This is a genomic window from Methanococcoides vulcani, assembly GCF_900111645.1.
GTDB classification, from domain to species: domain Archaea; phylum Halobacteriota; class Methanosarcinia; order Methanosarcinales; family Methanosarcinaceae; genus Methanococcoides; species Methanococcoides vulcani.
Map to the genome: position 1 here is coordinate 252,764 of NZ_FOHQ01000001.1, position 26,628 is coordinate 279,391.

Annotated in this window: 27 protein-coding genes and 3 tRNA genes; 18 read left to right on the forward strand and 12 right to left on the reverse strand. The window is 44.5% G+C overall.

Annotation, left to right across the window (positions count from 1 at the left end; translation table 11 throughout):
- From BMX02_RS01330 to BMX02_RS01360, 7 genes are all read left to right on the forward strand, one after another.
- Window positions 1–426, forward strand: coding sequence for a type IV pilin N-terminal domain-containing protein (locus tag BMX02_RS01330; protein WP_091688377.1), 426 nt, complete (start codon window positions 1–3; stop codon window positions 424–426).
- Window positions 419–1,618, forward strand: a complete 1,200-nt coding sequence (locus tag BMX02_RS01335) for a DUF7289 family protein (RefSeq protein WP_091688379.1) — start codon at window positions 419–421, stop codon at window positions 1,616–1,618. The genes BMX02_RS01330 and BMX02_RS01335 overlap by 8 nt, the downstream gene beginning before the upstream one ends.
- Window positions 1,619–1,779: 161 nt before the next feature.
- Window positions 1,780–2,505 (forward strand): sugar phosphate isomerase/epimerase family protein, encoded by a 726-nt coding sequence (locus BMX02_RS01340; RefSeq protein ID WP_091688381.1) that lies wholly within the window; start codon window positions 1,780–1,782, stop codon window positions 2,503–2,505.
- Between the two features lie 87 nt (window positions 2,506–2,592).
- Window positions 2,593–3,108, forward strand: coding sequence for an ArsR family transcriptional regulator (locus BMX02_RS01345; protein ID WP_091688383.1), 516 nt, complete (start codon window positions 2,593–2,595; stop codon window positions 3,106–3,108).
- A gap of 77 nt (window positions 3,109–3,185) precedes the next feature.
- The gene (locus tag BMX02_RS01350) at window positions 3,186–4,325 is read left to right on the forward strand and encodes a helix-hairpin-helix domain-containing protein (protein ID WP_091688385.1); all 1,140 of its coding nucleotides are present in this window, start codon (window positions 3,186–3,188) and stop codon (window positions 4,323–4,325) included.
- Window positions 4,322–5,155 carry a DUF4130 domain-containing protein gene (locus BMX02_RS01355; RefSeq protein WP_091688387.1) on the forward strand — a complete coding sequence of 278 codons (834 nt, stop codon included), beginning with the start codon at window positions 4,322–4,324 and terminating at the stop codon, window positions 5,153–5,155. The genes BMX02_RS01350 and BMX02_RS01355 overlap by 4 nt, the downstream gene beginning before the upstream one ends.
- A 23-nt stretch (window positions 5,156–5,178) precedes the next feature.
- Window positions 5,179–7,281: a MutS2 family protein gene (locus tag BMX02_RS01360; protein WP_091689060.1), complete on the forward strand. Its 2,103-nt coding sequence runs from the start codon at window positions 5,179–5,181 to the stop codon at window positions 7,279–7,281.
- A 50-nt stretch (window positions 7,282–7,331) separates the two neighbouring features.
- On the opposite strand, the gene hisB is transcribed toward BMX02_RS01360, so the two are convergent.
- Genes hisB through hisG form a run of 3 tightly spaced genes read right to left on the reverse strand, consistent with a single transcriptional unit; the run spans window position 7,332 to window position 9,539 of the window.
- The gene (gene hisB / locus BMX02_RS01365; RefSeq protein ID WP_091688389.1) at window positions 7,332–7,907 is read right to left on the reverse strand and encodes an imidazoleglycerol-phosphate dehydratase HisB; all 576 of its coding nucleotides are present in this window, start codon (window positions 7,905–7,907) and stop codon (window positions 7,332–7,334) included.
- A gap of 24 nt (window positions 7,908–7,931) precedes the next feature.
- On the reverse strand, window positions 7,932–8,672 hold the full coding sequence (gene hisA, locus BMX02_RS01370) for a 1-(5-phosphoribosyl)-5-[(5-phosphoribosylamino)methylideneamino]imidazole-4-carboxamide isomerase (protein ID WP_091688391.1): 741 nt from the start codon (window positions 8,670–8,672) through the stop codon (window positions 7,932–7,934).
- A gap of 12 nt (window positions 8,673–8,684) precedes the next feature.
- Window positions 8,685–9,539, reverse strand: coding sequence for an ATP phosphoribosyltransferase (gene hisG, locus BMX02_RS01375; protein WP_091688393.1), 855 nt, complete (start codon window positions 9,537–9,539; stop codon window positions 8,685–8,687).
- A gap of 316 nt (window positions 9,540–9,855) precedes the next feature.
- Between hisG and BMX02_RS01380 the strand changes: the two genes are divergently transcribed.
- From BMX02_RS01380 to BMX02_RS01420, 9 genes are all read left to right on the forward strand, one after another.
- Window positions 9,856–11,061, forward strand: a complete 1,206-nt coding sequence (locus tag BMX02_RS01380) for a methionine adenosyltransferase (protein ID WP_091688395.1) — start codon at window positions 9,856–9,858, stop codon at window positions 11,059–11,061.
- 255 nt (window positions 11,062–11,316) lie between these two features.
- Window positions 11,317–11,425 (forward strand) — tRNA-Tyr (locus BMX02_RS01385).
- A gap of 79 nt (window positions 11,426–11,504) precedes the next feature.
- Window positions 11,505–11,577 (forward strand) — tRNA-Asp (locus tag BMX02_RS01390).
- Between the two features lie 236 nt (window positions 11,578–11,813).
- Window positions 11,814–12,665 (forward strand): sulfide/dihydroorotate dehydrogenase-like FAD/NAD-binding protein, encoded by an 852-nt coding sequence (locus tag BMX02_RS01395; RefSeq protein WP_091688397.1) that lies wholly within the window; start codon window positions 11,814–11,816, stop codon window positions 12,663–12,665.
- The gene (gene gltA / locus BMX02_RS01400; protein ID WP_091688399.1) at window positions 12,656–14,026 is read left to right on the forward strand and encodes an NADPH-dependent glutamate synthase; all 1,371 of its coding nucleotides are present in this window, start codon (window positions 12,656–12,658) and stop codon (window positions 14,024–14,026) included. The genes BMX02_RS01395 and gltA overlap by 10 nt, the downstream gene beginning before the upstream one ends.
- 157 nt (window positions 14,027–14,183) lie before the next feature.
- On the forward strand, window positions 14,184–16,214 hold the full coding sequence (locus BMX02_RS01405) for a phosphoadenosine phosphosulfate reductase domain-containing protein (RefSeq protein WP_091689062.1): 2,031 nt from the start codon (window positions 14,184–14,186) through the stop codon (window positions 16,212–16,214).
- 77 nt (window positions 16,215–16,291) lie between these two features.
- A complete protein-coding gene (locus tag BMX02_RS01410; protein ID WP_091688401.1) occupies window positions 16,292–17,386 on the forward strand; it encodes an AI-2E family transporter in 1,095 nt (364 codons plus the stop codon).
- Window positions 17,387–17,492: 106 nt separating this feature from the next.
- On the forward strand, window positions 17,493–19,400 hold the full coding sequence (locus tag BMX02_RS01415) for a threonine--tRNA ligase (protein WP_091688403.1): 1,908 nt from the start codon (window positions 17,493–17,495) through the stop codon (window positions 19,398–19,400).
- Window positions 19,401–19,421: 21 nt separating this feature from the next.
- On the forward strand, window positions 19,422–19,712 hold the full coding sequence (locus BMX02_RS01420) for an acylphosphatase (RefSeq protein WP_091688407.1): 291 nt from the start codon (window positions 19,422–19,424) through the stop codon (window positions 19,710–19,712).
- Window positions 19,713–19,794: 82 nt separating this feature from the next.
- Here the strand turns inward: BMX02_RS01420 and BMX02_RS01425 are convergent, their stop codons facing one another.
- On the reverse strand, window positions 19,795–20,001 hold the full coding sequence (locus BMX02_RS01425) for a hypothetical protein (protein ID WP_091688409.1): 207 nt from the start codon (window positions 19,999–20,001) through the stop codon (window positions 19,795–19,797).
- 147 nt (window positions 20,002–20,148) lie between these two features.
- On the opposite strand from BMX02_RS01425, the gene BMX02_RS01430 reads away from it, so the two are divergent.
- The gene (locus BMX02_RS01430; RefSeq protein ID WP_091688411.1) at window positions 20,149–20,625 is read left to right on the forward strand and encodes a toprim domain-containing protein; all 477 of its coding nucleotides are present in this window, start codon (window positions 20,149–20,151) and stop codon (window positions 20,623–20,625) included.
- Here the strand turns inward: BMX02_RS01430 and BMX02_RS11745 are convergent.
- Together BMX02_RS11745 and BMX02_RS11750 are read right to left on the reverse strand one after the other, a co-directional pair.
- Complete coding sequence (locus BMX02_RS11745; protein WP_167879301.1) at window positions 20,613–20,765, reverse strand: hypothetical protein; 153 nt, start codon at window positions 20,763–20,765, stop codon at window positions 20,613–20,615. The two genes, BMX02_RS01430 and BMX02_RS11745, sit on opposite strands and share 13 nt — an antisense overlap.
- 9 nt (window positions 20,766–20,774) lie before the next feature.
- Complete coding sequence (locus BMX02_RS11750) at window positions 20,775–20,912, reverse strand: hypothetical protein (protein ID WP_167879302.1); 138 nt, start codon at window positions 20,910–20,912, stop codon at window positions 20,775–20,777.
- Window positions 20,913–21,182: 270 nt separating this feature from the next.
- Here BMX02_RS11750 and thiI point away from each other — a divergent pair, with 270 nt between their 5' ends.
- Window positions 21,183–22,361, forward strand: coding sequence for a tRNA uracil 4-sulfurtransferase ThiI (gene thiI / locus BMX02_RS01440; protein WP_091688415.1), 1,179 nt, complete (start codon window positions 21,183–21,185; stop codon window positions 22,359–22,361).
- Between the two features lie 17 nt (window positions 22,362–22,378).
- Here thiI and BMX02_RS01445 read toward each other — a convergent pair whose 3' ends face one another.
- From BMX02_RS01445 to BMX02_RS01470, 6 genes are all read right to left on the reverse strand, one after another.
- On the reverse strand, window positions 22,379–23,302 hold the full coding sequence (locus BMX02_RS01445; RefSeq protein ID WP_091688417.1) for an energy-coupling factor ABC transporter ATP-binding protein: 924 nt from the start codon (window positions 23,300–23,302) through the stop codon (window positions 22,379–22,381).
- Window positions 23,302–24,063, reverse strand: coding sequence for a cobalt ECF transporter T component CbiQ (gene cbiQ, locus BMX02_RS01450; protein ID WP_091688419.1), 762 nt, complete (start codon window positions 24,061–24,063; stop codon window positions 23,302–23,304). Before cbiQ ends, BMX02_RS01445 begins: the two co-directional genes overlap by 1 nt.
- A gap of 38 nt (window positions 24,064–24,101) precedes the next feature.
- Window positions 24,102–24,548, reverse strand: coding sequence for a carboxypeptidase-like regulatory domain-containing protein (locus tag BMX02_RS01455; protein WP_091688421.1), 447 nt, complete (start codon window positions 24,546–24,548; stop codon window positions 24,102–24,104).
- Between the two features lie 2 nt (window positions 24,549–24,550).
- Entirely contained in the window at window positions 24,551–25,171 is a 621-nt protein-coding gene (cbiM, locus tag BMX02_RS01460; protein WP_091688423.1) for a cobalt transporter CbiM, read from the reverse strand.
- Between the two features lie 121 nt (window positions 25,172–25,292).
- The gene (locus tag BMX02_RS01465) at window positions 25,293–26,267 is read right to left on the reverse strand and encodes a DUF4198 domain-containing protein (protein WP_244625116.1); all 975 of its coding nucleotides are present in this window, start codon (window positions 26,265–26,267) and stop codon (window positions 25,293–25,295) included.
- Between the two features lie 230 nt (window positions 26,268–26,497).
- A tRNA-Ala gene (locus tag BMX02_RS01470) sits at window positions 26,498–26,569 on the reverse strand.
- Window positions 26,570–26,628 lie beyond the last annotated feature (59 nt).

The window sequence follows — 26,628 nt, forward strand, 5'->3', positions numbered from 1 at the left end:
ATGGTCTCTGAAATAATTGGTGAAATGCTTAAGCTTTCGATAATGGTAGTACTTGTAACACTCTTCTCTATCGGTGTTTTCGAGATGCTTCCCGAGGAGCGTGTACCCTACGTAGAGATCGAGATAATCAACGTGAACGGCTCAAGCCTTGACATCTCGCATGTGGGTGGTGATGTGCTAAAGGCTAATGAGATCTCAATTCATATAAAAAATGCAAGTGGTTCGTTCATCTATGAACTTCCTGATAATAATACTATCTGGATGTATAATAGTACGACAAGAGTGCCAGACCCGGACCAGAAGATACCGATATGGAAGTTTCCTGAAAGGATCCATGTTAATTCTGATGTTATGAACATCACCGAAGTATCTGTAGTGCACCGCCGTGCAGTACTTGCCACTTCCGAGGTGAGTTCGAATGCATAATGGTCTTTCTATTGATGATCGTGCTGTATCCACAGTCATCGGTGCCATATTGGTACTTGCTGTGCTCACCACTTTTTTGACAGCTCTTCAAGCTTATTATATTCCTTCTCTTGCTGCGGATCATGAAGTGCAGCATATGCAGGATGTGAAACGAAGTTTTAGTGAAATATCTTCCATAGCAGTATCTGAATCATCTGTAGATATGATAAGCCTTCCTCTTGGTGACGGTGGGCTTCCTCTATTATCTTCCCTTTCGTCAAGCGGAACTCTCACAATGGATCCGGATGCTGGATGGACAGAGGTTATGTTGACAAATGTTTCCCGGAAAAAGGAAAAGATATACCTTGATGGCAATCCAAAAACGATCGTTAACGTGTTATCAGTTTCTGATCTGGTCCTTGAATCTGATAATACGGGACAATATTCGGTTACAATAAGTCCTGATAACAGCACTAACGACACGATCGAAGTTCAGGTTGGATCGGTTGATACTGTAAACGTTACTTTACATAAGAATTCCACATTCCCTACGTCAAAACTAATATCTGCTGCGACATCTCCTCCGGGTAGTAATGTTGTTCTGGACCTATTGAATCCTGCATTTGGCTTTAAATATATGCTTGAAGATGCCGAAAATACAGGTCCATTCACACTTACATTTGATGGTCCTGCCTCAGGTATGTTCCATGTATTCTATGAAAAACCGGCTTATACTTTGCAAGACCGGGGGTCATCGGTCGGGAACGTATCACTCAATTTCTCTGCAGGATATTTCAGGTACAGGGCAAGCAATAATTTCTGGATAGATCAGGAACTTATCTTTGAGAATGGTGCTTTGATAATTGGTCAGGGTGGTTGTTCTGCGGTCCGTTCTAACCCTTTCATCAAACTGGATGAAGATGGTAGTGTACTCACATTATGGTTCTTTGACCTGGTCGGAGAAAAAGAAAGTGTTAGTGGTAACGGTATGGCTACTGTTACAATGGAGTCTAAAAATCATCGTGAATTGATCTATCCTTATGTGGAGAACACCAGTATAACTATGCATTCCTATGCTCCTGATGCTTTTGAGACTTATATGTATGACCTTTCCGGAGGGAACATATACAGAAACAATGACACGATTACAGCATGGTTTGAGAACAAGACGGTAAGGATAATTCAATCGGATATGTCGATAAGCTTTGTATAATTTATTATCCCATTATGGCAGGATAGGTTTGTTCATGTCAAAAATAAAAGGTATCGTTTGCACATTTGGGGAAATTGGGAATCATATGTTCAGATACTTTAGTGTTCAGTTTAAAGGAAAAAATACATGAAATATTATTATGAAATAGAGGAGTTGACCATATGATAGGTGTATCATCCTTTGCTTTTCACGAGCTTCCACTTTCGGAAGCACTGGAGAAAATTGAACCGATAGCAGATTGTGCAGAGATCTTCTCTGAAGGATCGCATGACCTCTTTCGTGAGGAAGAACTGGCGTTTTCCTATGATCTGAAGTATACTGTCCATGCACCAAGCACTGATATGAATCTGTCCAGCCTGAGGGAACCTATCCGGCTTGCAGCTATCAATTTGGTCGAAGAGATGGCTGACATATGCAATGAGCTGGATTCCGATGTTCTGGTGGTTCATCCCGGATATTTTTCCTATCCTGTGGATATGATGCATGCACAGACGTCATTTGAGAGTTCAATTGTTGACCTTGAGAGGATATCAAGAGATACAGGTGTCAGGATGTGTATTGAGAACATGCCAAAATGGGACTGTTTTTTGCTCAGGCACCCCGAGCTTGATCTTGGAGGGAATGGTTTTACTCTTGATGTTGGGCATGCGAACACATTGGGGAACCTTAATGATTTCCTGGAAATGGGGGACTCGATCTCGCATTTTCACTTGCACGATAATAATGGGGAAATCGATGACCATTTCTTTATTGGTGGAGGAAATATTGATTTTCCATCATTTTCCGGTTTGCTTAACAAAAGTAAAGCAACTAAGATCATCGAAAATAAGTGTGAAGAGGATGTTCTCAAAAGTCTGGAAGCCCTTCATAGAATGAGTATTAAATAAATCTGCATTCTCACTGAATTATACAATTAGGCTACCCGTTAACACTGTAAACAAAGACTTATATATCATGAAGTTACCTTTTTACTTATGAGTCAGTTAGATAATAAAGTATTCCATGCCCTGGGAAGCGATACACGTGTCCGGATGCTTGAATTGCTTGATGAAGGGGAGAAGCACATATCTGAACTTGCTAGGCTGTTGGGTATTTCCGTACCTGTGGCTGCAAAACACGTTAAGATATTAGAAGAGGCTGACCTTGTTGAGCGAAAGATCTTCGGGAAAACACATGTGTTGAAGCCGAACAGGGAAAATATCTATCTCGCTATGAATGTGTTCGCACCTACAAAATCAATAGAGGTAGAAAAAGGTACAACGTTACTTGACGCTCTTCGAGGGGTTGCGGCTATCAAGGTCCAGAAAAAAGGCGACAGGGAAGTTATCGTTTCAACCGATGGCGAAGAAGGTCTTTATGTCTATGAGATAAACGGCGAGTTCTCGGAAAAATCCGTTCAGAACTGTGTTCTTGATGAAGATACGACAATAGAATGGAAGAAGCTGGAGCCTGTCACAAAGATCAAGCTTGACATACATGTGAAGGAATGATCTTCTCTTTTTTTGGAAATAATACTTTCACTCCGCTTGGCTGGCGATTATATAGCTACGCTGCAATCTATCAATTGATGATTGCTGAACGAAGGAACGAACAACACCTGACACTATCGGAGAGAATGAAATTACTCTCCTCAGGAACTAAATATGACAGTTGCAACCAGAGTGCAGTCTGCCATGCGTTCGGTCCCGATGGAAGATGCATACAACTTTATAAGACATTATTATCAAATTCCTGTGCAGGGGAGTGTGCTTATTGCCCGAACCGCTGCGAACGACATACTATGAGGGCAACACTTGATCCCGAGGAGATCGCAAAGATCACCTGGTCCTTTTACAGAAGGAATGCTATCGAGGGTTTGTTCCTTTCTTCCGGCATAATGGGTGATGCCGAGCAGACCTCACAGAAGCAATTGGAAGTTGTTGAGCTTTTGAGAGGGCAGGGATTCAAGGGTTACATCAACATACGGGTGATGCCAGGCACTCCTAAATACTTACTTGAGCAGATAGCCGAACATGCAAACAAGTTCGGTGTAAATGCAGAGACCACAAATTCAGTGAACTATTCGGAGATATGTCCGAATTTCGATTACAAGAACGATGTTCTCCAGAGACTCAAATGGACAAAGGACCTCATCCAGAAGAAGAGGAGTGAGTATGGGGGAATGGGTCGGCTTGTCGGAGCTAACGATACTCAGTTCGTAGTTGGTGCAGTGTCAGAATCGGATAAGGAAATTGTGAGGACCGTTGATAAGTTCATGGACAAATACGAACTTAGAAGACCGTATTTTATGAGTTTTGACCCGGTTCCTGATACTCCGTTAGAGGATGGTAAACCTTCTCCAAAATGGCGTGAACAGAGATTGTATCAGATGTCTTTCCTGTTGAAGGATTATGGGTTGAAGGCAAATGATTTTGATGATGTCTATGATGAACATGGTTTTCTTGGTAATTATGATCCTAAAGTAATGCTCGCGCAATCACAACCTGACCGATTCCCGGTGGATATCAATTCTGCGGATATGTCCGATCTGCTTTTGGTACCCGGGATCGGTCCGGTAAGTGCAAACAGGATCATACGTACGCGTCCCATAGCCTCTGAGCAGGAACTCGCACGTATGGGTGTTGTTGTAACCCATGCACGGCCCTACATCTCGATAAACGGTTCAAGGCAGGCAAATCTGGCATCTTTCATGGGGGCATGTTCATGATAATAGCTTTCAGTCCTACTGTGGATGGCATCCTGCTTGCATGCTCCTGTTTTAGGGACTATCCTGGTGCTGAACTGGTCTTTGCAAAGGATGCACAGGAACTTGATCGCAAACTTAGTTTTTCAGGTTCTAATAGGCAAGTCCAGAGATTAGGGTTCCTCCCTTACGGAAGGACCGAATCGCTTTCAAAAGAGATCTTCGGCAAGCGAAAAGCACGAATGGCACGTTTCGATCCGACCCCCTTACGTTATGTGGACCTTCTTCTCAGGCACAAGGACTGTGACCCGGTTGAGCTGGTACAGTTGATCGTTTCATGCAATGGGGATACTGATCAACTTTATTCCGGAAAGGGGAGGCTTGCAAAAAGGTACTACAATTACATGCGCGATGTATCAAGGGCATATGAAAGACTATGCATGTTCTCACGACCGGATCTCAAAGGTGGGATACTGTCTGTTGTGATCGATCCACCACATGATATAGGCGAGCTTTTTTGCGGTTGGCTGGCAAGGAAGAACCCCGATGTTCCTGTTGCTGTTATAGTGAATTCAACGGCATGGGTGGGCAATGGTGATCTTATAGGACTTGATCGTTTTGCAAAAATAACGGCAGCTTTTATTGAAAGTCTCCAGTCAACATCGGGATCCGATGATGTTGATGATCTGTGGGATATCTATTATGATTCACAGATGATAGAATCACGTCGAAATATCGGTCTTGCAAAGAAGATGCAGCCAAAGTTCTCAGCTTCCATGAGCAAGATGGCGAAGAGGGATCGATACAAGGTCGAGAGAGGTATAGCAAATTGCAGGCTTGACAGTTTTGCATGATCGATGGGCTACAAGGTGAAATTATGAAAGGTCTACAGGATATTCCGCGTATAGGGGAGAAGATGGCAAAGAGGTTTGAAGAGCATTTTGGCAGTGAAGATGCTGCTCTTGAAGCTATTCTGGGTGGGGATATTGCAGGTATATCCGAAGTTGAAGGTGTCGGTCAGCGTTATGCTATCTCTCTTGTCCATGAGGTTCGGGCGCAGCTCGAAGGGGTTACCATGAATGATTTTCTAAAGACAAAAGAGGGTGTTGATATCTATGAACGTCTTCTTGATATCATTAAGCAGTTCAGCCATACAAGGTATGCAAAGGATAAGCTGCATGTCTATATACCCTATCCGGAAAGTAAAAAGGATAAGATCGAGGAAGTACGCAATGCTACAGCAGGCTATATGGGAACAGCTCGTATAATGGGCGATAATCAGGATCTGATTTCCCTGCTGTCTTGTATCAAGACCCTCGAATGCAAATATGCGATCCCAAAGATACGTGATCGTGCCATACTGACGACCGAGAGCAAACAGTATGAGGTCGCAAAGCAGATATATGGTGATCTGATGGATGTACAGCTTGTTAAGGGGGGCGGGGAATTTGTGGATGTCGCAAGAGGTTATTCACATGTTGTAGCAGCAGATGACAAGTGCATGCTTTTCGATCTCCCTGAAGACATTGATCCTGAATTTCTGACAGATATTCAGAAAGTTGATATGTGGTATATGGTGCCGGAACTTGAGATCGCATTCTTCGCAAAGAATCTTGGTTCCCTGGAGAGCACTATCCTCATGACGCAGATGTTGCGTACATCAGGGATCGGTTTTGTGGAGGAAATCGGGGGCAATGATCTTGAGGATCTCAAAAGCACACTTTCTCTTATTGATAGTAGCGGGGATGTGAAATCCGGGTCGGATGCTGCGATCGATCGCCTTGTTCTGATCTCTGATCAGGTGGACGAGTGTGTTTCGAAAGTAATATCCGATGCAAACTCGACCCTTGATTCCTGCCTTGAACAAAGCAAACTTACGCTCAGCGGCCAGGATATGCTGAAGGTCATGAATGGTAAAATAGAGATAAAGGACCTGCTTGAAAAGGAGCTTTATCATTCCTATAATTCTGTTGTAAAGGAGGCAAAGGGAAGGCTTGCAAGTGAGCTTTGTCTTGAGAAAGGGGAATTATTGCTTCTGGAATCTTTCTTCCCGGATGAGATATCACATCCGCTGGAAGTGCAGCAGGACCAGCTCTATGCCTTTAAGCAGCAGATATCCAACCAGATACAGAGAAAGAAAGTCCAACACAAACGCAATATTGCAAAGGCACTTTCAACTTATCATGATATTGCACAAAAAATGGTGCGTGAAGCCCTGGATTTCGATGTTGGTTTTTCCATAGGTTGTTTTGCCAGGGAGTTCGATCTCCAGATGCCGGAATTGATCGACAGTTCCGGTATTGCCTTTGAAGATGCTACGAACCTTTTCATAAAAACACGGCATGGTTCGGTAGTTCCTATCGATTATTCAGTTGGTGGGACCACACGTGATCCCGATGGGAACAAAAGCGGTGTTGTATTATTGAGTGGTGTGAATTCCGGTGGAAAGACGTCTATGCTCGAGTTGGTGGCACAATGCATAATTCTGGCTCATATGGGTTTCCCAACTCCGGCAAAGTATCTTGAGATCGGTTTGACAGAAGGTTTCTATTATTTCGGAAAATCCAAGGGAACACTGGATGCAGGTGCATTTGAAACCACACTTGTTGATTTTTCGGTAGTAGCTAACGATTCTCCAAAGATCGTGCTTGCAGATGAACTTGAATCCATTACCGAGCCGGGTGCTTCTGCAAAGATAATAGGCGGTATTCTTGAGGTCCTTTCAGAGAACAGCAATAGTACCTCTATATTCGTATCCCATCTATCGGAGCTAATTCTTGAGAATACAAAATGCTCTGTGCGTGTTGATGGAATTGAGGCAAGTGGTCTTGACAAGGACCTTAATTTGATCGTGGAGAGGACTCCAAGATATAACTATGTGGCAAAGAGCACCCCTGAGCTCATAGTTGAAAGACTGTCAAGAAGGTCCGAGGGTATTGAACAGGAGTTCTACAGAAAGTTAAAGGAAAAGTTCCAGTAAGCCTCTGTTCTTCAGGGCTTACCCGGAAATTAAATCTTAATAGTTAGATTTTAAAGCACACCTTTTGTGCTTTTGATGCCTTCGCCTTCTATTTTTACTGCACGGCGTAGTGCATAGGCAAAGGCTTTGAAAAGTGCCTCTATCTTATGGTGATCATTGTAGCCTGTAACAGTTGCATGCAAGTTCATTTTTGCATTCTCTGTTAAAGACTCAAAGAAATGCCTGACCAGCTGTGTATTCATCTCACCCACGCGTGGTGATCCAAATTCAGCATTTATCACAAGGTAACTTCGACCGCCCAGATCAAGGACCACATCTGCCAAGGCTTCGTCCATGGGTATGCGTGCCTCTCCGAATCTTGCGATCCCGTTCTTATCGCCGAGTGCTTTTGCGATCGCCTGGCCCAGAACAATGGCAGTATCTTCTATGAGGTGGTGCTCATCAACTATCAGATCACCGGTTGCATCGATCTTCAGATCAAAGTTTCCATGCCTTGCAAAGGACGTGAGCATGTGATCAAGGAATCCTATCCCGGTATTGATCTCTGATGATCCTTTACCGTCCAGGTCAAGTTCCATCCGAATGTCCGTCTCTTTTGTCTTTCGTGCGATCTTTGCATTTCTCATAGTGTTCCTCTTGCCGATCTGTATTTAAACTTCATCAGTGATCGTATTTATTGCTTCCGTCAATGTGAACTTTTTCTTGTAGAGGGCACTTCCGACAACAACCCCACTGGCTCCTGTGTCTTTAAGGGTCACGATGTCCTCAAGTGTTGTGACCCCGCCAGACGCGATCACTGGTATATTAACTGTATTTACAAGCTCTTCAGTAGGTTTTGGGTCAACTCCGCTCAAAAGCCCTTCTGTGTCGATGTTGGTGAACAGTATAGTGCCTGCTCCCTTATCTTCGAACATGGATCCCATCTCAACTGCTGTATGTTCGGATTCTTTTGTCCAGCCTTCAATTGAGATCTTTCCATTCTTTGAATCCAGAGCCACATTGATGCGATCACTTCCAAATTCATTGGAAAGCCTGTTGATAAGTTCTGGATCCTTTAATGCAGCAGTGCTAAGGATAACCCTGTCAACACCGATCTCAAGTAGTGCAGCAGCGTCCTCAAAGGAACGTATGCCTCCGCCAACCTGTATATAGATCCCCTGAGGCTTGCATTTTTCCACGATGTTCCTGATGATGGGCGCATTTGTGCGCGTTCCTTCGATCGCACCGTCAAGGTCGATAAGGTGCAGTGTCTTTGCACCCTGTGATACCCAATCAAGAGCAACTTGTACGGGGTCATCAAGGGAAACCATCTCGCTTCCAGGAACGCCCTGGACAAGCTGGACACATTTTCCACCTTTCATGTCAACTGCGGGGATAACTTCAAAGCTCATCTTGTAACCTCATCAGGGGATCATTCTCTCAATAGGCACGACCAGTATGTCAAACGCACCTGCTGCCTTGAGCCGGGTTATGGTGGCAAATATTATGTCGGCATCGACTACAGCATGGACTGCCATGATATCCTTCTTGGATTCCACTTTCATCACCGTAGGGCCGGCAAGTCCCGGAAGTTCTTCTTTTACGGTATCAAGTTTGTCAGAAGGCACGTTCATCATGAGGTATCTCTTTTGCTTGGCATGGAGAACGCTTTCAAGAGCTGTCTTGATGTGCTGGATCTTCTCCTCTGCTTCCAGAGTCTTATGGTTGGCTATGAGGTAGATGGATGAAGTAAATACTTTTTCGATCATCTTCAGATGATTCATGGTTAGTGTGGTTCCGGAACTTGAAATATCCACAATTGCATCTGCGATGCCGACATGTGGTGTCATTTCACAGGCGCCGCTAACCTTTACAATATCTATATTTACTCCCATGTTCTCAAAATATCTGGCTGTGATCACAGGGAACTCGGTTGCGACCCGCATACCTTCGAGGTCCTTTGAAGATGCGATCTCCGAATCTTCCGGAACCGCGAGTACAAGGTCTGCTCCTCCATATTTCAGATCAAGCAGGATCTCGACATCGGAATCTGTCTCTGATATGAGGTCCAGTCCGGTGATACCTACGTCTGCGGCACCATCCTGTACATATTCGGGGATGTCTGCAGCCCTTGCGAAAAGGAATGTTATCTCCGGGTCTGTGGTCTTTGCGAACAGTTTTCTGTTAGATCCTCCGAGTACCGGAAGGCCTGCTTCTTTGAACAGTTCCACTGTGGGGTCGTGTAATCTTCCTTTGTTGGGTATTGCAATGCGTATCATTTGAAGTCCTTCTGAAGATCAGAACGATCGGTGTTTTGATGGCCGATGATTAGTCTAACTTTTTTGGAATTATGTTCTGAAATACATTTATCCTTTATAAGTATTGCATGGATGGTCCTTCCTTCCTTCCTTTCTTGGTTCTTTCATTTGTTATAATTCTTGTACATGCGCGACTTTATAACTGGAGGTAATTAAATGAAACTCGAGTAGTAACGATTATATATAATTTATTCATCTTATAGGCTAATTCCAAAGACCATTCAATTTATATGGATCTCAATCTTGTTCGTCTTAAACTTATTAAATGAGGCTAAAAATGATGCGAAATATCAAAGTTGAACACCTTCACGAGACCCCCATCGAGAAGCAGGAAATCGAGCTTGTAGAAAGAAAAGGTATGGGCCATCCGGACAGTATCAGTGACGGTCTGGCAGAGGCTGTAAGCCGTGCCCTCTGTAAAGAATACATCAACAAGTGTGGCGCAGTCCTTCACCACAACACCGATGAGACGCAGATCGTTGCAGGAAGGGCCAACCCTCAGTTCGGTGGTGGAGAGGTCACCAAGCCGATCTACACTCTCCTTGTAGGAAGAGCAACCAAGACATTCGATGGTATGGAGATCCCCGTTGAGGCAGTTGCTCTTGAAGCCGCTCGTGACTATGTCCGAAACACTATCGTTGATATGGATATGGAGCGCGATATGATCATCGACTGTAAGCTTGGAACCGGTTCTTCTGATCTCAGGGACGTTTTCCAGAGGGACCACGTGCCTATGGCGAACGACACATCATTTGGTGTAGGGCATGCTCCATTTTCAGAACTTGAGCAGATCGTTTACAATACCGAGAGGCAGCTTCTTACAGATCTCAAAAGGAAGAAGATCCCGGGCATCGGAGAGGATATCAAGGTAATGGGCCTGAGGGACAAAGACGATATTTCCCTTACCATCTGCTGTGGTATGGTGGGCAAGCATATTGATGACATGGACCATTATATCAGTGCAAAGGAAGAGATGACCGAGTATGTGCTGGACCTTGCTACCAAGTACACTGAAAGGAATGTATTCGCCCAGATCAATACTGCAGATGATGTCAAAGGTGGATGCGATCGTGTTTTCCTTACCGTTACAGGAACATCTGCAGAGATGGGTGATGATGGTTCAGTAGGACGTGGTAACCGTTCTAACGGTCTTATCACTCCAAACAGGCCAATGAGCATGGAAGCAACAAGTGGTAAGAATCCGATCAATCACATTGGTAAGATCTACAACATCCTGTCCACACAGATGGCAAGAGATGTCGTAAGTGCAGTGGATGAGATCAGCGATGTTCATGTGAAGTTGCTCTCTCAGATAGGGCAGCCCATTGACCAGCCATTGGTTGCAAATGCCCGTATTATCCCTGAAGAAGGTGCAAACTTCGCTAACATAAGGTCTGAGGCAGAAGTTGTCATTGATGACTGGCTTGAGAACATCACAAAGATCACTGATATGGTCGTCAACGGCGACGTCATGACCTTCTGAGAAGGACTGGATAAGTCTTTTACAAGTGGGCAGTTACCGGGAACAGGCTTTGTAACTGCCATTTTTTTTCATTTTTTGTATTTTGCATTCTTTTCTTTTGTACTTAACACTCTTTTTTGGTAATTTTCATTGCTATTTACCCCATTCTTTGCTTTGTTTTTGCTCAGGCGGCGAAAAGAATAAGTATCATTATGGATATGGAGGGGTTGCATCTCACAGTGGTGGGGTGTAATGGATGCTGTATTCAGCGGAAGGCCCGCCTTAACTCAGTGGTAGAGTGCGCGGCTGTAGTATGGTTCATGCGACTTGTCGCACATACCGCGCAGGCACCGCGATGTCCCCGGTTCGAGTCTGGGAGGCGGGACTAAACATCCTAAAATCGCGAAAGGCTTATATACCTGGCAGCGTATTAGGGTGTGCTCACAACAGCAATCAAACGCAATGTCCGAATAGTGTAGAGGCCTATCATGGAGCCCTGTCGAGGCTCCGACCCGGGTTCGAATCCCGGTTCGGGCGTACAATTTTACCGGCAAATTATGCCGGTAAAAATTTCTAATTTTTACAAATGTTTATTAACTTTAGATGACCGTTAGCTAACTCCAGCTCATCTTGTAATTCTCTCAAGAACACGCCTTCTGGTTATGTTTTCTGTTTTGGACCGAAAACTTAAAATAAGATGAATATTTCTTGGGTAACATTAATATATTGGTGAAAAGTACGCGTACTTCCTATTGTATTATGAAAGTGATCTAATGGCATACAAAATAGTAGAGAAACGTCAGTTGGTGCCGGATGTGCACCTGATGAACATCGAGGCTCCTGATGTGGCTGCGGCTGCAAAGGCCGGTCAGTTCATTATTCTTCGTATTGATGAAGAGGGCGAAAGGATCCCTCTGACAATTGCAGATTATGATACCGACAAGGGTTTTGTCACCATTATCTTCCAGGAGATGGGGAAAACAACAAAACAGCTTGCTAAGATGGCTGCAGGGGATGAGCTTCAGGACTTCGTAGGTCCTTTAGGAAAAGCATCCGAGATCGAGAAGATCGGCACTGTAGTTCTTGTAGGTGGGGGAGTTGGCATTGCTCCTGTTTATCCTCAGGCCAGGGCATACCGTGAGATCGGCAACAAGGTGATCTCCATAATTGGCGCACGCAATGAGGGCCTGCTTATCCTCGAAGATGAGATGAAGGCTGTAAGTGACGAACTTCTTGTGGCAACGGACGATGGTTCTAAAGGTCACCACGGTTTTGTCACAGACCTTGTCAAGGAACTTCTCGACGGTGATGAGAAGATCGACAGGATAGTAGCTATTGGTCCTCCTATTATGATGCGTGCAGTTGCAGGTGTCACCGATCCTTATGATGTGGAGACCATTGTAAGCCTTAACCCGATCATGGTGGACGGTACCGGTATGTGCGGCGGATGCCGTGTGAACATTGCCGGTGAGACCAAGTTCGCATGTGTGGATGGTCCTGAGTTCAATGCAAAGGATGTGGACTTCAACCTTCTCATGAGCCGTTTGTCACTGTATCGCAAAGAGGAAATGGACTCTCTTGAGAATTACAAAAAAGGTTGCGGGGATGATTGCAAATGTCAGTAACACAGGAAATGCCGGAGCAGCCTGCTGATGAGCGCATCCATAACTTTGAGGAGGTTGCATTAGGTTATACCGAAGAGCAGGCTATCCTTGAAGCAGAACGTTGCCTCGAATGCAAAAAACCAAAGTGTGTGGAAGGCTGCCCTGTGAACATCGACATTCCTGGTTTTGTCTCAAAGATGAAAGAAGGTAATTTCGAGGAAGCTATCGGTGTGATCAAGAAAACGAACACCCTTCCTGCAGTATGCGGCCGTGTCTGCCCTCAGGAAGAGCAGTGTGAGAAGCTTTGCATCCTCGGCAAGAAGAGCGAACCTATTTCTATTGGACGCCTTGAAAGGTTCTGTGCGGACCGTGAACGTGAGTCTGGTGTAAAGGATCCAGTTGTTGCTGAGCCAACCGGCAAGAAAGTGGCTATCGTAGGTACCGGTCCTGCCGGGCTTACTGCAGCATCAGATCTTGCAAAGGCAGGTTATTCTGTAACCATGTTCGAAGCTTTGCATGAGGCCGGCGGCGTATTGATCTATGGTATCCCTGAATTCAGGCTTCCAAAGGCGATCGTGAAGGAAGAGGTCGGATACATCATGAAGCTCGGAGCAGAGCTTAAGGTCGACTATGTGATCGGTCGCATAAAGACCCTTGACCAGCTCGAGGATGAGTTTGATGCAGTTTTCCTTGGAACCGGTGCAGGTCTTCCAAAGTTCATGGGTATCGAAGGAGAGAACCTGAATGGTGTTTACTCCGCAAATGAGTTCCTGACACGTGTGAACCTGATGAAAGCATACCGTTTCCCTGAATTTGACACTCCTATCAAGTGCGGCAGCCATGTCATCGTAGTAGGTGGGGGTAATGTTGCAATGGATGCAGCACGCAGTGCTTTAAGACTTGGTGCTGATGAGGTCAGCATTGTTTACAGGCGCAGTGATGAAGAACTTCCTGCAAGGCGCGAGGAGATCGAGCACGCAAAGGAAGAGGGTATCGTCTTCCGTCTTCTGAACAACCCTGTTCGCATCCTTGAGGGTGAGAACATGTCCATCAATGGTGTGGAATGTATAAAGATGGAGCTTGGCGAGCCGGATGAATCAGGCCGCAGGCGACCTGTGCCGGTGGAAGGTTCCGAACATGTGATCGATGCAGACATCGTGATAATTGCGATCGGTACTTCACCTAACCCGATAATCTTCGACGGTTCAAAAGGTCTCGAGGTCACCCCATGGGGTACCATTGTTGTGAACGAGGCTGGTATGACATCCCTTGAAGGTGTATGTGCAGGTGGAGATGCTGTGACCGGTGCGGCTACAGTTATCAGTGCAATGGGTGCAGGCAAACTGGCTGCACAGACCATCGACGATCACCTTTCAAAATAAGGAAAATTTGCAGCAGGTCATACTGATCTGCATTTTCTCTTTTTAATTTCTGTCATTGTCAACGATCGAGAATTGTAGATTTGGATATCTTTCAAGTGTCGATCTTATGGATATTTCATGGAAGTATTTATGAACATCAAGTCCTATTTTTATGGCAATGCACTTAAAAAAGGCCGATTCCCGGATGCACAAAAGTCCTTCTAAAAAAGGTGTTCGAGATCATAAAAAGGGTTTCAGGAAACCTGCCGGGCACGATAATCCTCGTATCTTCTGGTGTAAGGAATGTAATATACCCCTTATCAAACCAAAATGTGATTCATGTGATGGTGAGATACTTGAAGTGAAACTTTCAGGTTCAGGTGACATACGTTTCTGTTCGCCCTATGAACGTGAGGTACTTGGGGGTCTGCTGTTGTCCGAATATGATTGTGATCCCATTGGTCTTCATATGGTCCTTTTGAACAAGATCCCCGGGGACGATAAGACTGATGAGGTGATCGTTGACGGGCTGAAAATTGGTGTGTTGTTCTATGACATGCATGTGATGGCTTATCGATTCGAGCCATCTGCAACTGGTGCACAGTTACTGCATTCGGTGACCGGTAGCAGGACGGTTATTCTGAAGAAGACGAGGTCCCATCTCAATGGCAAGAAAGTGCAGGCAGAGATGCTGGAGCACTTTAGTAATGACATCAAAAAAGGCGATCCTGTCATTGTGGTGTCAGGTAATCTCGTTGGTTCTGGTATTGCTTTGTGCAACAGTGATGACATGGGGCATATCGAAGGTCCGGTTATTCGGGTAAGAAAGATCCTGACCAACACTATGGTGCTGAATCAAAGGATATCCGTGATGGATGATGTGATAAAGGCCAATCTGCCTCACCTCAGGCAGTTTGGGAAAAATGCAATGAACACCATCAAGGGTATTGCAAACCAGAAAGAATACCGCGATCTACCTGTACATGTGTCTTTCAGTGGAGGAAAGGATAGTCTTGTGGTCCTGGACCTTACATTGAGTGCTCTTAAGAACCGGGATGTGAGCGCTTTCTTCCTGAACACGGGGATAGAGTTTCCGGAAACAGTAGATTTTGTGCACGACCACTGTGAAAAACGGGGTATCGAACTTATCGAAGCAAAAGCAGGAAATGCTTTCTGGGACAATCTTGAAAGTTTCGGTCCTCCTGCAAAAGATTTCCGCTGGTGCTGCAAGGTCTGTAAACTTGCTCCTGCCGGAAGTATAATCGATCGTTGTACTGAAAATGGTAGTGTGTGCCTGACCATTGATGGAAAGCGCAAACATGAGTCGTTCTCAAGGGCCAATATTGCTGCCAGTGAAAAGAATCCCTTTGTTCCCGACCAGCTGAACATTTTCCCGATAAGGGACTGGCGTGCTATTGAGGTATGGCTCTACATACACTGGCGCGGGCTGGAGTACAATCCTCTCTACGATACAGGCTTTGAGCGGGTGGGCTGCTACCTGTGCCCTGCGGAACTTTCTGCAGAGTATGAAAGATTGCGTGAGATCCATCCCTCGATGTATGGTAGGTGGAACGACTATCTATTGAAATGGGCACGTTCCAGAGGCCTTTCGGACGATTATGTGAAGCATGGGTTGTGGCGCTGGAAGGAGTTACCACCTAAGATGGTAAATCTTGCTAAGGAGCTTGGAATTGAGACTGAACAGGTCCGGGTGGATGAGGATTTTGCTATCATTCTCACTTCAGGTTTTTCTCCTTGCAGGGAAGGCGGTTACACCGTTGAAGCAGCTGTCAGTGGAGTGCTTTTAAGCGAGGCTGCTGCAGTGTTGAATATAATTGGGACCACAGTTCTCTCAGAAGATCTTGGCATGTTGCTTGTCAGGACGGGCAGGGATTCGATAAAATTCTTCTCTTCCGGAAGTCTCAAGGTTACTGCAAGAACTGAGGATGATGCAAGGGAATATCTCAAAAGGACAGCAGAACAACTGATGCGCATAAACAAGTGCACGGAATGTGGCATATGCCTGAAGGTCTGTCCTGTGAATGCCATTACTCTTGGATCTGAAAAGGGGAAGTTGTTCATAAGTGATGCTTGCATACGGTGTGGCAGGTGTACGGATGCCTGTGTTGTCCTGAAATATTCGGACAGGCTTCTCTCCGATATTCTTAAACTGGATGGAAGGTCAGCAAGAAGAACGTCTTTTGAGTGAAGTATTAATAGTGTGTTACAGTTATATTATATGCTAAATAATATTATTATTCGTTAAAATTACTGTACGTGTGTTTGATGGTCACAGATATATCGAATGAGCTGTCCCGGCAGATCGGTTCCAGATGGAAGGTCCTTGTAATCATAGCTTTAGTTATACTTTTTTCCACTTTTGTTTATATCTTACTGCCGCTTGCTGATGGTATAATGCTTGGCCTTGTGTTTGCATATATAGCACGTCCTATCTATATGCCATTGAAGAAGAAACGTCATATGGGTGCTTTCATTGCTACGATGTTCATTGTGGCACCTATTATTCTGATACTTGGTATGGGTATTGTCGAGATCGCTAACCAGATAATCTGGATAACCGAGAATCAATCTGCTGTACTTGGATCTCTGTTCGATTTTGTACGCAATCTCAATATACCTCAGGCATACTATGAACAGATACAGCAGACTATATGGGATTCATCTCTCTCTGTCCTGCCTCTTCTTGGCAATCTTGTATTTGTTTCCTATGCGCGTGGGATCGCTATGTTCATGATCAATCTTTTGATCGCGATTTTTATGTGCTTCTTCCTTCTTGCAGACGGTGATGCGCTCTACCGTTCAATGCTCAGGATCGTTCCGGACGGGGATCAGAATGTTGTCAAAAGGTATGTCCATCACATGGATGTGATCCTTAGCGGTGTGTTCATTGGCAATGCGTATGCTGCACTTTCAGTAAGTACGCTTTCTGTTATCGTGTTCTATGCATTTGGTCTGTCACATGTTCTTGCGCTGGCAACCCTTATCTTCGTTGCATCTGCGATACCTATGTTTGCCGGTTACATGGTACTGGTAGTTCTTTCCATTGTACGCTATTTCAACCTTGGACTTGAGAGTGCTCTGACATTCTTTGTTATATGTTCGATCGTCATCTATGTACCACCTGAATTGTTCCTGCGTCCATATCTTGCAGGTATAAAATCTCACATTCATCCGTTCCTTATTATGGTTACATTCCTTGGTGGTGCATTTGTCGGGGGAATTGCCGGTTTCTTTGCAGCCCCGATACTTCTGGGCTCATTGGTGGCAGCCTACCGCGTCTATGTGGAGTGTCAGGATAAGGCTGAAGCTGAGCAAGTAGGCATAAGGCAAGCTGAAGAAGAACAGACAGAAGAAGAGTAAATCCATCTTTAATTTTTATTCAAGTTTTGTTTCCGAGCCACTTACTTGAAAAAGGTTAATAAGGATTGGTTTAATTAAAGCACAGGATTATTCAACCGGTGAGATCATGCAGTTATTACTTATCCATTCAGATTACATTGAATATGAGGTAAAAAAGAGCACTCCTGTGGCCGAAAAGATCGAGGAGTCCTTCAAGCAGGGCCGTCTTGAGGAAGCACTTACGGCATTCATGGCCGTTGAGAGTTTCGATGAGGCTGATCCGCAGCAGGTAGTTGAGCGTGCTGTTGCTGAAATAGAGAAGGTAGCAGTTCAGGTAAAAGCTGAAAGTGTGATGGTCTATCCTTATGCACACTTGAGCTCCGATCTTTCATCTCCGAAGGTAGCGGTCTCTGTGCTCAAGAGCATCGAAAAAGAGCTTTCTGGCAAGTATAATGTCATGAGGGCCCCATTCGGCTGGTATAAGGCATTCAGTATCAGCTGTAAAGGCCATCCGCTCTCTGAACTTTCTCGTACTATCAGGCCGGAAGAGTCTGCGACCTGCGGTGAAGCGGTTGTAGTTGAAGAGAAGAAGGATGAAGTTGTCTCTGAAGCACTGAAAGCAGAAAGCACCGCAAAGTCCTACTGGCGCATCCTTACTCCTGATGGAGAGCTTCATGAAGCAGAAGGCTTTGATTTTACTGGCTACGATAATCTCAAAAAATTTGTGGATTATGAAATTACCAAGAACAGGAATATCGATAAGGCCCCACCTCATGTGGAGCTGATGCGCAGGCTTGAGATCGCAGATTATGAGCCAGGTTCTGATTCCGGTAATATGCGTTTTTATCCAAAGGGAAGGTTGATGAAGTCACTTATCGAGAATTTCGTTCTCGATGAGTCTGCAAAGATCGGTGCAATGGAGGTAGAAACCCCGCTGATGTATGATATGAACCATCCTACTTTGAAGAAGTATCTTGACAGGTTCCCTGCACGTCAGTATTCTATTGAGTCCGACAAACGTCACATGTTCCTCAGGTTTGCTGCCTGTTTCGGTCAGTTCCTGATGAACCATGACATGACGATCTCCTACAGGCATCTTCCTCTTAAGATGATCGAGCTTACCAGATACAGTTTCAGGAAGGAACAGCGTGGTGAGCTCGTGGGACTTCGAAGATTGCGTGCTTTCACAATGCCGGACATGCACACGCTCTGTCCGGACATGGAAGGTTCTGTGTCCCAGTTCGGTGAGCAGTATAGCATGTGCATTGATACGCTGAACAAGATCGGTATTGATGTAAGTGACTTTGAAGTTGCTATCCGCTTTACACGTGACTTCTATGAAGGCAACAAGGACTTTATCACAGACCTTGCAAGAAAGGTTGACAAGCCTGTCCTTGTGGAAATGTGGGATACAAGGTTCTTCTATTTCGTCCTTAAGTTCGAGTTCAATTTCGTGGATGCTACAGCAAAGGCAAGTGCATTGTCTACCGTGCAGATCGATGTGGAAAATGCAGAGCGCTATGATATCAATTACACTGATTCCAATGGTGAGATGCAGCATCCTGTTGTCCTCCACTGCTGCCCAAGCGGGGCAATTGAGAGGTGTATATATGCCCTCCTTGAAAAGGCAGCAATGGATACAGAAGCTGGTAAGGTTCCAAACTTCCCTGTATGGCTGTCCCCAACACAGGTCCGTGTTATTCCTATTGCTGAAAGGCATATGGGATTTGCCAATGAGGTTGCAGATGCTCTTCAGTGTCGTGTGGATATTGATGACCGTGAGGAAACCGTGGGTAAGAAGATACGCGATGCAGGCCGGGAATGGGTTCCATACGTAGCAGTTATCGGTGATTCTGAAGTGGAAAGTGGTAATGTCAACGTGACCATCCGTGCTGAGTCCGAACCAAAGAAGCCAAAGAAGGTCGAAATGACTGCTGAGGAGCTCAATGAACGGGTTCTTTCCGAGATAGGCGATATGCCATACCGCAGTTTACCTCTTGCGAAGTTGCTTTCCATGAGGCCGAAGTTCCTCTAAGACAGTAATAGAAAGTGAATTATGTCAGAAAATAGTGATAACGTCTGTGCGGAGATGTATGTTTCCGGCAGGGTTCAGGGTGTGTATTTCAGGGGCTTTACTCAGAAGGTGGCGACCAGATTGGGTCTGGTCGGATACGCCCAGAATTTACCTGATGGGCGTGTAAAGGTCATTGCACAGGGTAAAAGATCTCTTATATCGGAGCTATTGGACAATCTGAGTATCGGACCTGAGCTTTCCAACGTTGAAGGCATCGATGTTGACTGGATCGATGCTTCTGATGAATTCACTGAATTCTTTATTAAAAGATGATTTTCTTCTTGATAGTTCCATACAGTTGAAACTGCCTGGACTGTCTTCTTTTTATTAATTTATGCTAAGCAATTAATGTCTTTCAGTGTGTGGTCTCTTCAAAAATTTCGTATTCGGTCTCAGCGAGCTTCTTTTCAATTTCTTCAATATCAAGGATCTCTTTTAACTCTGCCAGACAATCCAGGCAAATGTGAGTATGCCCGACGATGCGACCTTCAGCAACCTCTTTCCCATATTCGCCTTCCACTCCGGCTTCTGTACAAACCTTTCCACAAAAGATGCAAACCATGTATACACTCCTTGATGGCCTGGTCGATCATACCATCTGTATAAAGTTTAATAGACATTTGTATATAACATTATCGATGTGTATGGTGTGCGGAGCCTTATTTTTGTGGGATGGTTATTTAGGTTTGAGTTCCAATATTCTATCTTAATGTCAGAACATGAGCAGACTGGAAATGTGCCAGTGGGCAGGCCTCACCTGAAAGCACCTATTTTTGTATACCAACGAAAGCTTGAACGGATCGAGGAACTTATTGATGAGATGCTGGAATGTTCGAATAAAGGTGATCTTATTGTTGTTGAAGGGAAAAGGGATGTCATTTCTTTGAGAAAGTTAGGCTTTCATGGGGCTATTGAACTTGCAACCCACCGGCCTCTTACAGAGGTTTCTGCAAGGATCGTTAATACTGGTAAAAGGGTAATAATCCTGACCGACTGGGATCGTCGTGGTGACTTACTGGCATCAAAGATCTCGGAAGACCTCCGGTATTTTGGTATTGATGTAGATATGTATATGCGTGAACGCTTGAGTTCAATGGTAAAAAAAGAGATTAAAGATGTGGAAAGCCTTTATTCCTATGTTACGAAATTGAGGAAGATCGCAGGCAGTTCACATCAGGCGGTATAAGCGGATTGTTCTGAAATATTGTAGGTAGCGTCAATGGATGTCGTTCTTCCACATTTCTGGCAATAATACATTGCGTTGTCGCCAATCCTCATGATCTTCAGGTCAACATCACACATGTGGCATTTTAAAGTAATTTCCAAGATCTCACCTCACTCAAGAATTGTAATGGAGTCAAGTCTTGCAGTTCCTGCTTCTGTCCAGTATTTACAGACACTGCAAACCTGTATGTTTTCCCCTTTCAATTCCAATCTTGAACTACATTTTGGACATTTGTGTAATGTTTTCATGTTACGTTTTCCCCCTAATTTCAAATTCATTTCACACCGCAGGATCTGATCTACAAAGATTACTCTAAATGTTGTGTTGAGTTTCCCACTCCCCAAACACGCCCATATCTCTTCTGATGCCGAAATTGACATTGTGCCCCACATTTCTGGTAGGACAGTAAACCTATATAATCATCTCATCAATATATATAGTTTTCGGCATTTTGATTTTTTTGGTCACTTTTGCCTTTACCAAATAGCTTAAAAAAGATGTATGAATAAGTATGCCTCATGTATGACGTGGTTATTGTAAGATATGGCGAATTGGCTCTCAAGAGTCCGGGTGTCAGGAATCTGTATGAGAGGGTTCTGGTTCGTAACCTTGAAGCCATGCTGAAGCAGGAGAATATATCGTTCTCCAGGGTCTACAGGGAATGGGGCCGTATTTTTATCGAATCTGATGATCCTGCCGCCGCAAAGGCAGCCGCAGATGTTTTTGGAGTCGTGTCCGCTTCGTCTGCTGCAAAGGTCGAAGCTGATATTGATGTCGCGGCAAAGGTGTGTGCCGATATTGGTGCTGATCGGATCAAAGATGGCGAATCATTCGGCATTCGTGCACGCCGCTCGGGTAAAACTGGTCTTTCATCCACTGATATTGGACGCCTTTGTGGAGATGCGGTATGGGGTCGCCTGGAATCTCTTGGAAGGACTCCGAAAGTGGACCTTTCTGATCCGGATCGTGAGATCTTCGTTGAAATGAGGCAGAACAGGGCATATGTATTCACTGACATCGTGAAAGGTGTGGGTGGATTACCTCTTGGGACTCAGGGTAAGATGATCGTTCTAATGTCTGGAGGCATTGATTCTCCGGTAGCAGCCTGGCTTATGATGAGGCGGGGTGTGAAGATAATACCTGTTTATGCTAACAATGAGCCTTTTGCTGAGGAAAGTGCGCATGAAAGGGCGAGGAAATGTGTGGAAGTGTTACAGAGGTGGTCTCCTGCAGATCGTATCAAGATGTATGATGTTCCACATGGCAAGAATCTTGACACAATCATTAAAAAATGTAATGAGAAGAACACCTGCCTTCTGTGCAAGCGCACTATGTATCGCATGGCATATGAAATAATGAAAAAAGAAGGCGCTGACGGCATTGTTACTGGCTCTTCCATCGGGCAGGTCGCTTCACAGACAGCTGCTAACATGCATGCTGAGATATACGGCCTTGGAATACCTCTTTATCATCCTTTGATCGGACTTGACAAGACTGAGATCATTGATCTTGCAAGGCGTATTGGTACCTATGATGTCTCCATTATGCCGACATCCGGATGTGGTGCAGTTCCTGCACGCCCGGAGATCAATGCTGCATTCGATCTAATTGTCAGGGAAGAAGAAAAGCTTGATATTGAAGAAATGGTAATGGATGCGGTTACGAACGCAAGATCTTTCTTCATAGGCGATGAGTGACCGGCTTTTATTTTTTTTCACTCATGCCATGTTGTATGATGGTTGTATGAGTGCATAACATCCTTTACTTCTGCATGTGTATGCTCATGGATATGCAGATGCACATGTCCGTTCTCTTTTTCAATGGTTCTGGCAAGTACCTCTACAGCTTCATCAAGTGAGAGTGGCAGGTCTTCGCAATTGTATCCGAAACATCCCAGAACCTTGAAGAATTTAAAAATATCCGGAGCCTCGAGGTTATTATCTTTCAGCAGGTCCCAATCAGAGAATATTTCCATTGGTGAACCTTCAGCAATGATGCCCTTGTTGAGCACATAGACCCTGTCTGCAAGATCGGGTAATGCATTAACATCATGCATCGCGATCATTGTAGTAATTCCTTCTTTGTTCAGGTTGTTGATAACTTTGATAAAGTCTGCCCTGCTCTTCGGGTCAAGATTTGCAGTAGGTTCATCAAGGATTAGTATTTCCGGTTCCATTGAAAGGACTGCTGCAAGTGCTGCCCTTTTTTTCTGCCCGTAGCTCAGGTTGTGTGGAACTCTTTCTTCAAATCCTTCAAGCCCTACTTTCGAAAGTGCCTTCTTTACTCTCTCTTTAACTTCTTCTTCAGGCATCCCCATGTTTATGGGTCCGAAAGCAACATCATCGAATATTGTTGGCATGAATAGCTGATCGTCAGGATCCTGGAATACGATCCCTACTTTTCGGATCCTTTCACTATTGCTCATTCCGTTTATGTCTTTTCCTTTTATCAGTATCCTGTTATCCTGGCTTTTGAGAGTCCCATTAAGATGTAAGAAGAAAGTGGTCTTCCCAGCACCATTTGGTCCGATGATCACTATCTTTTCCCCTTCATTGATGGTGATGTTAATGTCTCCCAGTGCAGGGGTTCCGTCAGGGTATGAATATGTAAGTCCTTTTACACAAATCGCTTCTTTCATTATAACACCAGGTGATAGGTATGCATAAAAAGTGCAATTAGGATCATGGGCAGGGCGATAGCATAGTCCTTTGCTTGCAGTTTGAAGTTCACTATTGTCCCGGGGTTACCAGTATAGCCTTTGGATATCATTGACTGGTAAACACGCTGTGCTCTGTCATAGCTTTTTATGATCAGCATCCCTATCATGTTCCCGAGAACGGATAGCCCATACCTGTTCGCTTTAAGTTTGAATCCTTTTGATTCCATGGCTTTCCACATTCTCTGGAACTCATCCATTATCACGAATATGTATCTGTAAGTGAACATCAACATTTGTATGAGCGTTCCCGGTACCTTGAGCATATAGAGTGCCTTGATCGTGATGTCAAAACGTGTGGTCCCAAGCATTATAAGTGCAAGTGTAACAGCTGAAAGTGCCCTTATTATGACCAGGGAGGAGTACTGGAATCCTTCCAGTGTGATCGTTATGCTGTGATACTGTGCGATGGCCTGTCCGTCAACGGTAAGTGGCATGATAATAAGTAGGGGGAACAGGAACAGGAAAACAACTTTCAGGCGATGTATTACAAATGCTTTTGGAAGTTTTGCTATAATGTATATCAGGCTGGCTATCCCCAGGCCAACAAGGGCTTTTGTAATGCTGTCCAAAAAAACAAAGGAGAATATCATTACCATGAACGTAATGATCTTAGCACGCGGGTCGAAATTATGTATGGGTGAATCAATTGAAGCATACCTGTCTATTTCGGGGTAGTCCAATGTGTTATTCTCCTGTATCGTTTTTTAGTAGTTGTTCTTTATTTTGTTTTGCGCGCTGACAGGTACATTCCAAAACCAGCAAGCCCCACAAGGTACCCAAACCCTGCTACAATTCTTGCTGAGAGTGGGAGTTCAGCTTCTTCTCCAGAGCCTTCAGAACCTGCAACGTTGAAAGTGATCTCTTTCTGGTGTCCGCTTTGGGAGACCACTACTCTATATTCTACAACACCAAGTTTTGGTTCGAAGTAGTATAGTCCCTCCTCATCGGTCACATCTGTGATATAAAGATCTTCCTCGCCGTTCTTTATGGCATAAATGTTGATGTCGGCATTTGGCATTGGGTCTCCGCCTCCATACCATGATCGTATTTGTACCTCAGTTACTTGCTCCTGTGCATAGACGCGGTGTGCGGACGCAGCAGGTGCAATTACTGTTAAAAGAACACATGCAAATGCCAGTGCCCATATTATCTTATAATTGGCCATTTTTATTTCTCCTTGTTGATGGGTAGCAGTTCAGGCCTGACCTTCAGGAGGAATGTGACTACAGATCCTGTCAATATTCCTTCGATTATCATTATCGGTATGTTGGCAGCAGCAGCCGCGTAGGCAACCTCTGTGAATTCTTCTCCTGTGGATATGAGCACGATGGCGAGCATTATTGCAGAGATCAGTACTGCCATTGAACCGCAAATTGTGCCAAGTATGGAGGGGTTGATCCCAGTCGAATACCCTTTTTTGAATACCCCGTAGACGATCAGTGCAGGTATGCCCATATTGATGACGTTGACACCAATACTTGTTATGCCTCCATGCTGGAACAATAGCGCCTGAAGGACAAGACCAATGAAGATCGCAGGGTATGCGAGGGTTCCGAGGACCACTCCAAGAAGCCCGTTGAGCACAAGGTGTACACTGGTAGGTCCGATGGATACATGTATCAGAGATGCCACAAAGAAAGCTCCTGTCATGACAGAGATCTTTGGTATCTCCTCGGCGATGTCTACATCCCTTTTGCCCCACCAGAGGGTTGCAAGAAGCAGAAGGACCGTTATTGCCCAACCTGCAGTTATCACTGCGGGGGATAGTACGCCGTCAGATATATGCATACTTGTTTTCTCCTTTGTAATATTTGTTATAACGAGTTTTGTGTTTTATCTAATTTAATATGGATGACTGATAATCAAATATAAAAAAAGATTGATGGGGAAGTCATCCCCATGATTAATTTTATAATTTTCTTCCTGCGATAAACAATGCTGCAAGAAGTCCGGCAACTGCGAACACAGATTCAAATCCGGGTGTGGCTGGTGTAGTTTCTTCTTCTTCTTCTTCTTCTTCTTCTTCTTCTTCAGGTTCTTCGCTAACTGCAATTTCTGTCTCTTCTGCAGGGAATTCTTCAAGTACCGGAATTATGAACACTCCTCTTACAGGTTGTCCTTCTTCAGGTTCCATGGTAGCACCAACGAACCAGATGCCAGGTTCATCGAGAGTGTACATGAACTCTCCGTCAGCATTAGATCTTGTGAGCCTTGTGAATACCATTGGCGCATCATATGGGTAAAGTTCTTCTGCTTGTTCTACGATCTCAATTCCTGCTTCAAGGTCGTGGTATATCTCAACCTCAACATCGGCGTCTGCCAGGGGTTCACCATTGTAAAGTGCTTTTCCTGCAAAGACGAATCCTTCTTCCATACCATATGGGCGCATGTATGGGATGATCTCTGTCTGCTGGTCAACCATTGAATCCCAGCCGAACCACATTTCTTCTCCACAGTGGATTACTGCTTTGGTGTAATCGATCATGTCTTCGTCCGCATCTTTATACTTGACTGATACAACAGTGTCGCCATACTGGTCGACTGTGAATGATGCTTTGTATGAAAGGAAAGTCCCCATGTTACCTTCCTCATCCATGCTGTCCATCATGACTTCTTCCGGAGTGAGAACTTCGACTGCACCGTCAGGTTTTGTTACCTTGATCTCAGGTACGTCTGACATGTCAAATGAGATGTGTTCATAAGGATGTCCCCACATTACATAGATGGTCTTTGTATCGCCAAGTTCTGCAATGTAGTCTTCCGGGGTGATATCCCATACACTATCTTCACTGTCACTTGGAAATATCATCGTAAAATGTGCACTTGAAAGGCCTGTAAGGCAGATAAGTGCAATAATTGATCCGATAATTATTGTTTTCTTCATGTTTCATCCTCCTTTTAGTATGAATCCTCATAAACATGAAGTAACACGAACTTTAAATAAATTGTGATTATTTAGCCCAATATGTGTTTATTTTGTTATCATTTCATGTGAATTATTTTACTTTTTTAAATTCTGAAGTATTGTATTTGCCACATCTATAGTATAAAACAGCTATTGAATAAAAAAATAAAATTAACTTGTTAATGCAGAAATTTTATGCTAGTCCAAGATGGACTCGGCGGGATTTGAACCCGCGGCCTTTACGTTGCGAACGTAACGATCTCCCCCTGATCTACGAGCCCGTGATGATATTTAAAGAAATTACTAGAAATTAAGGGAAATCAAAAGAAAAGAAAAAAGA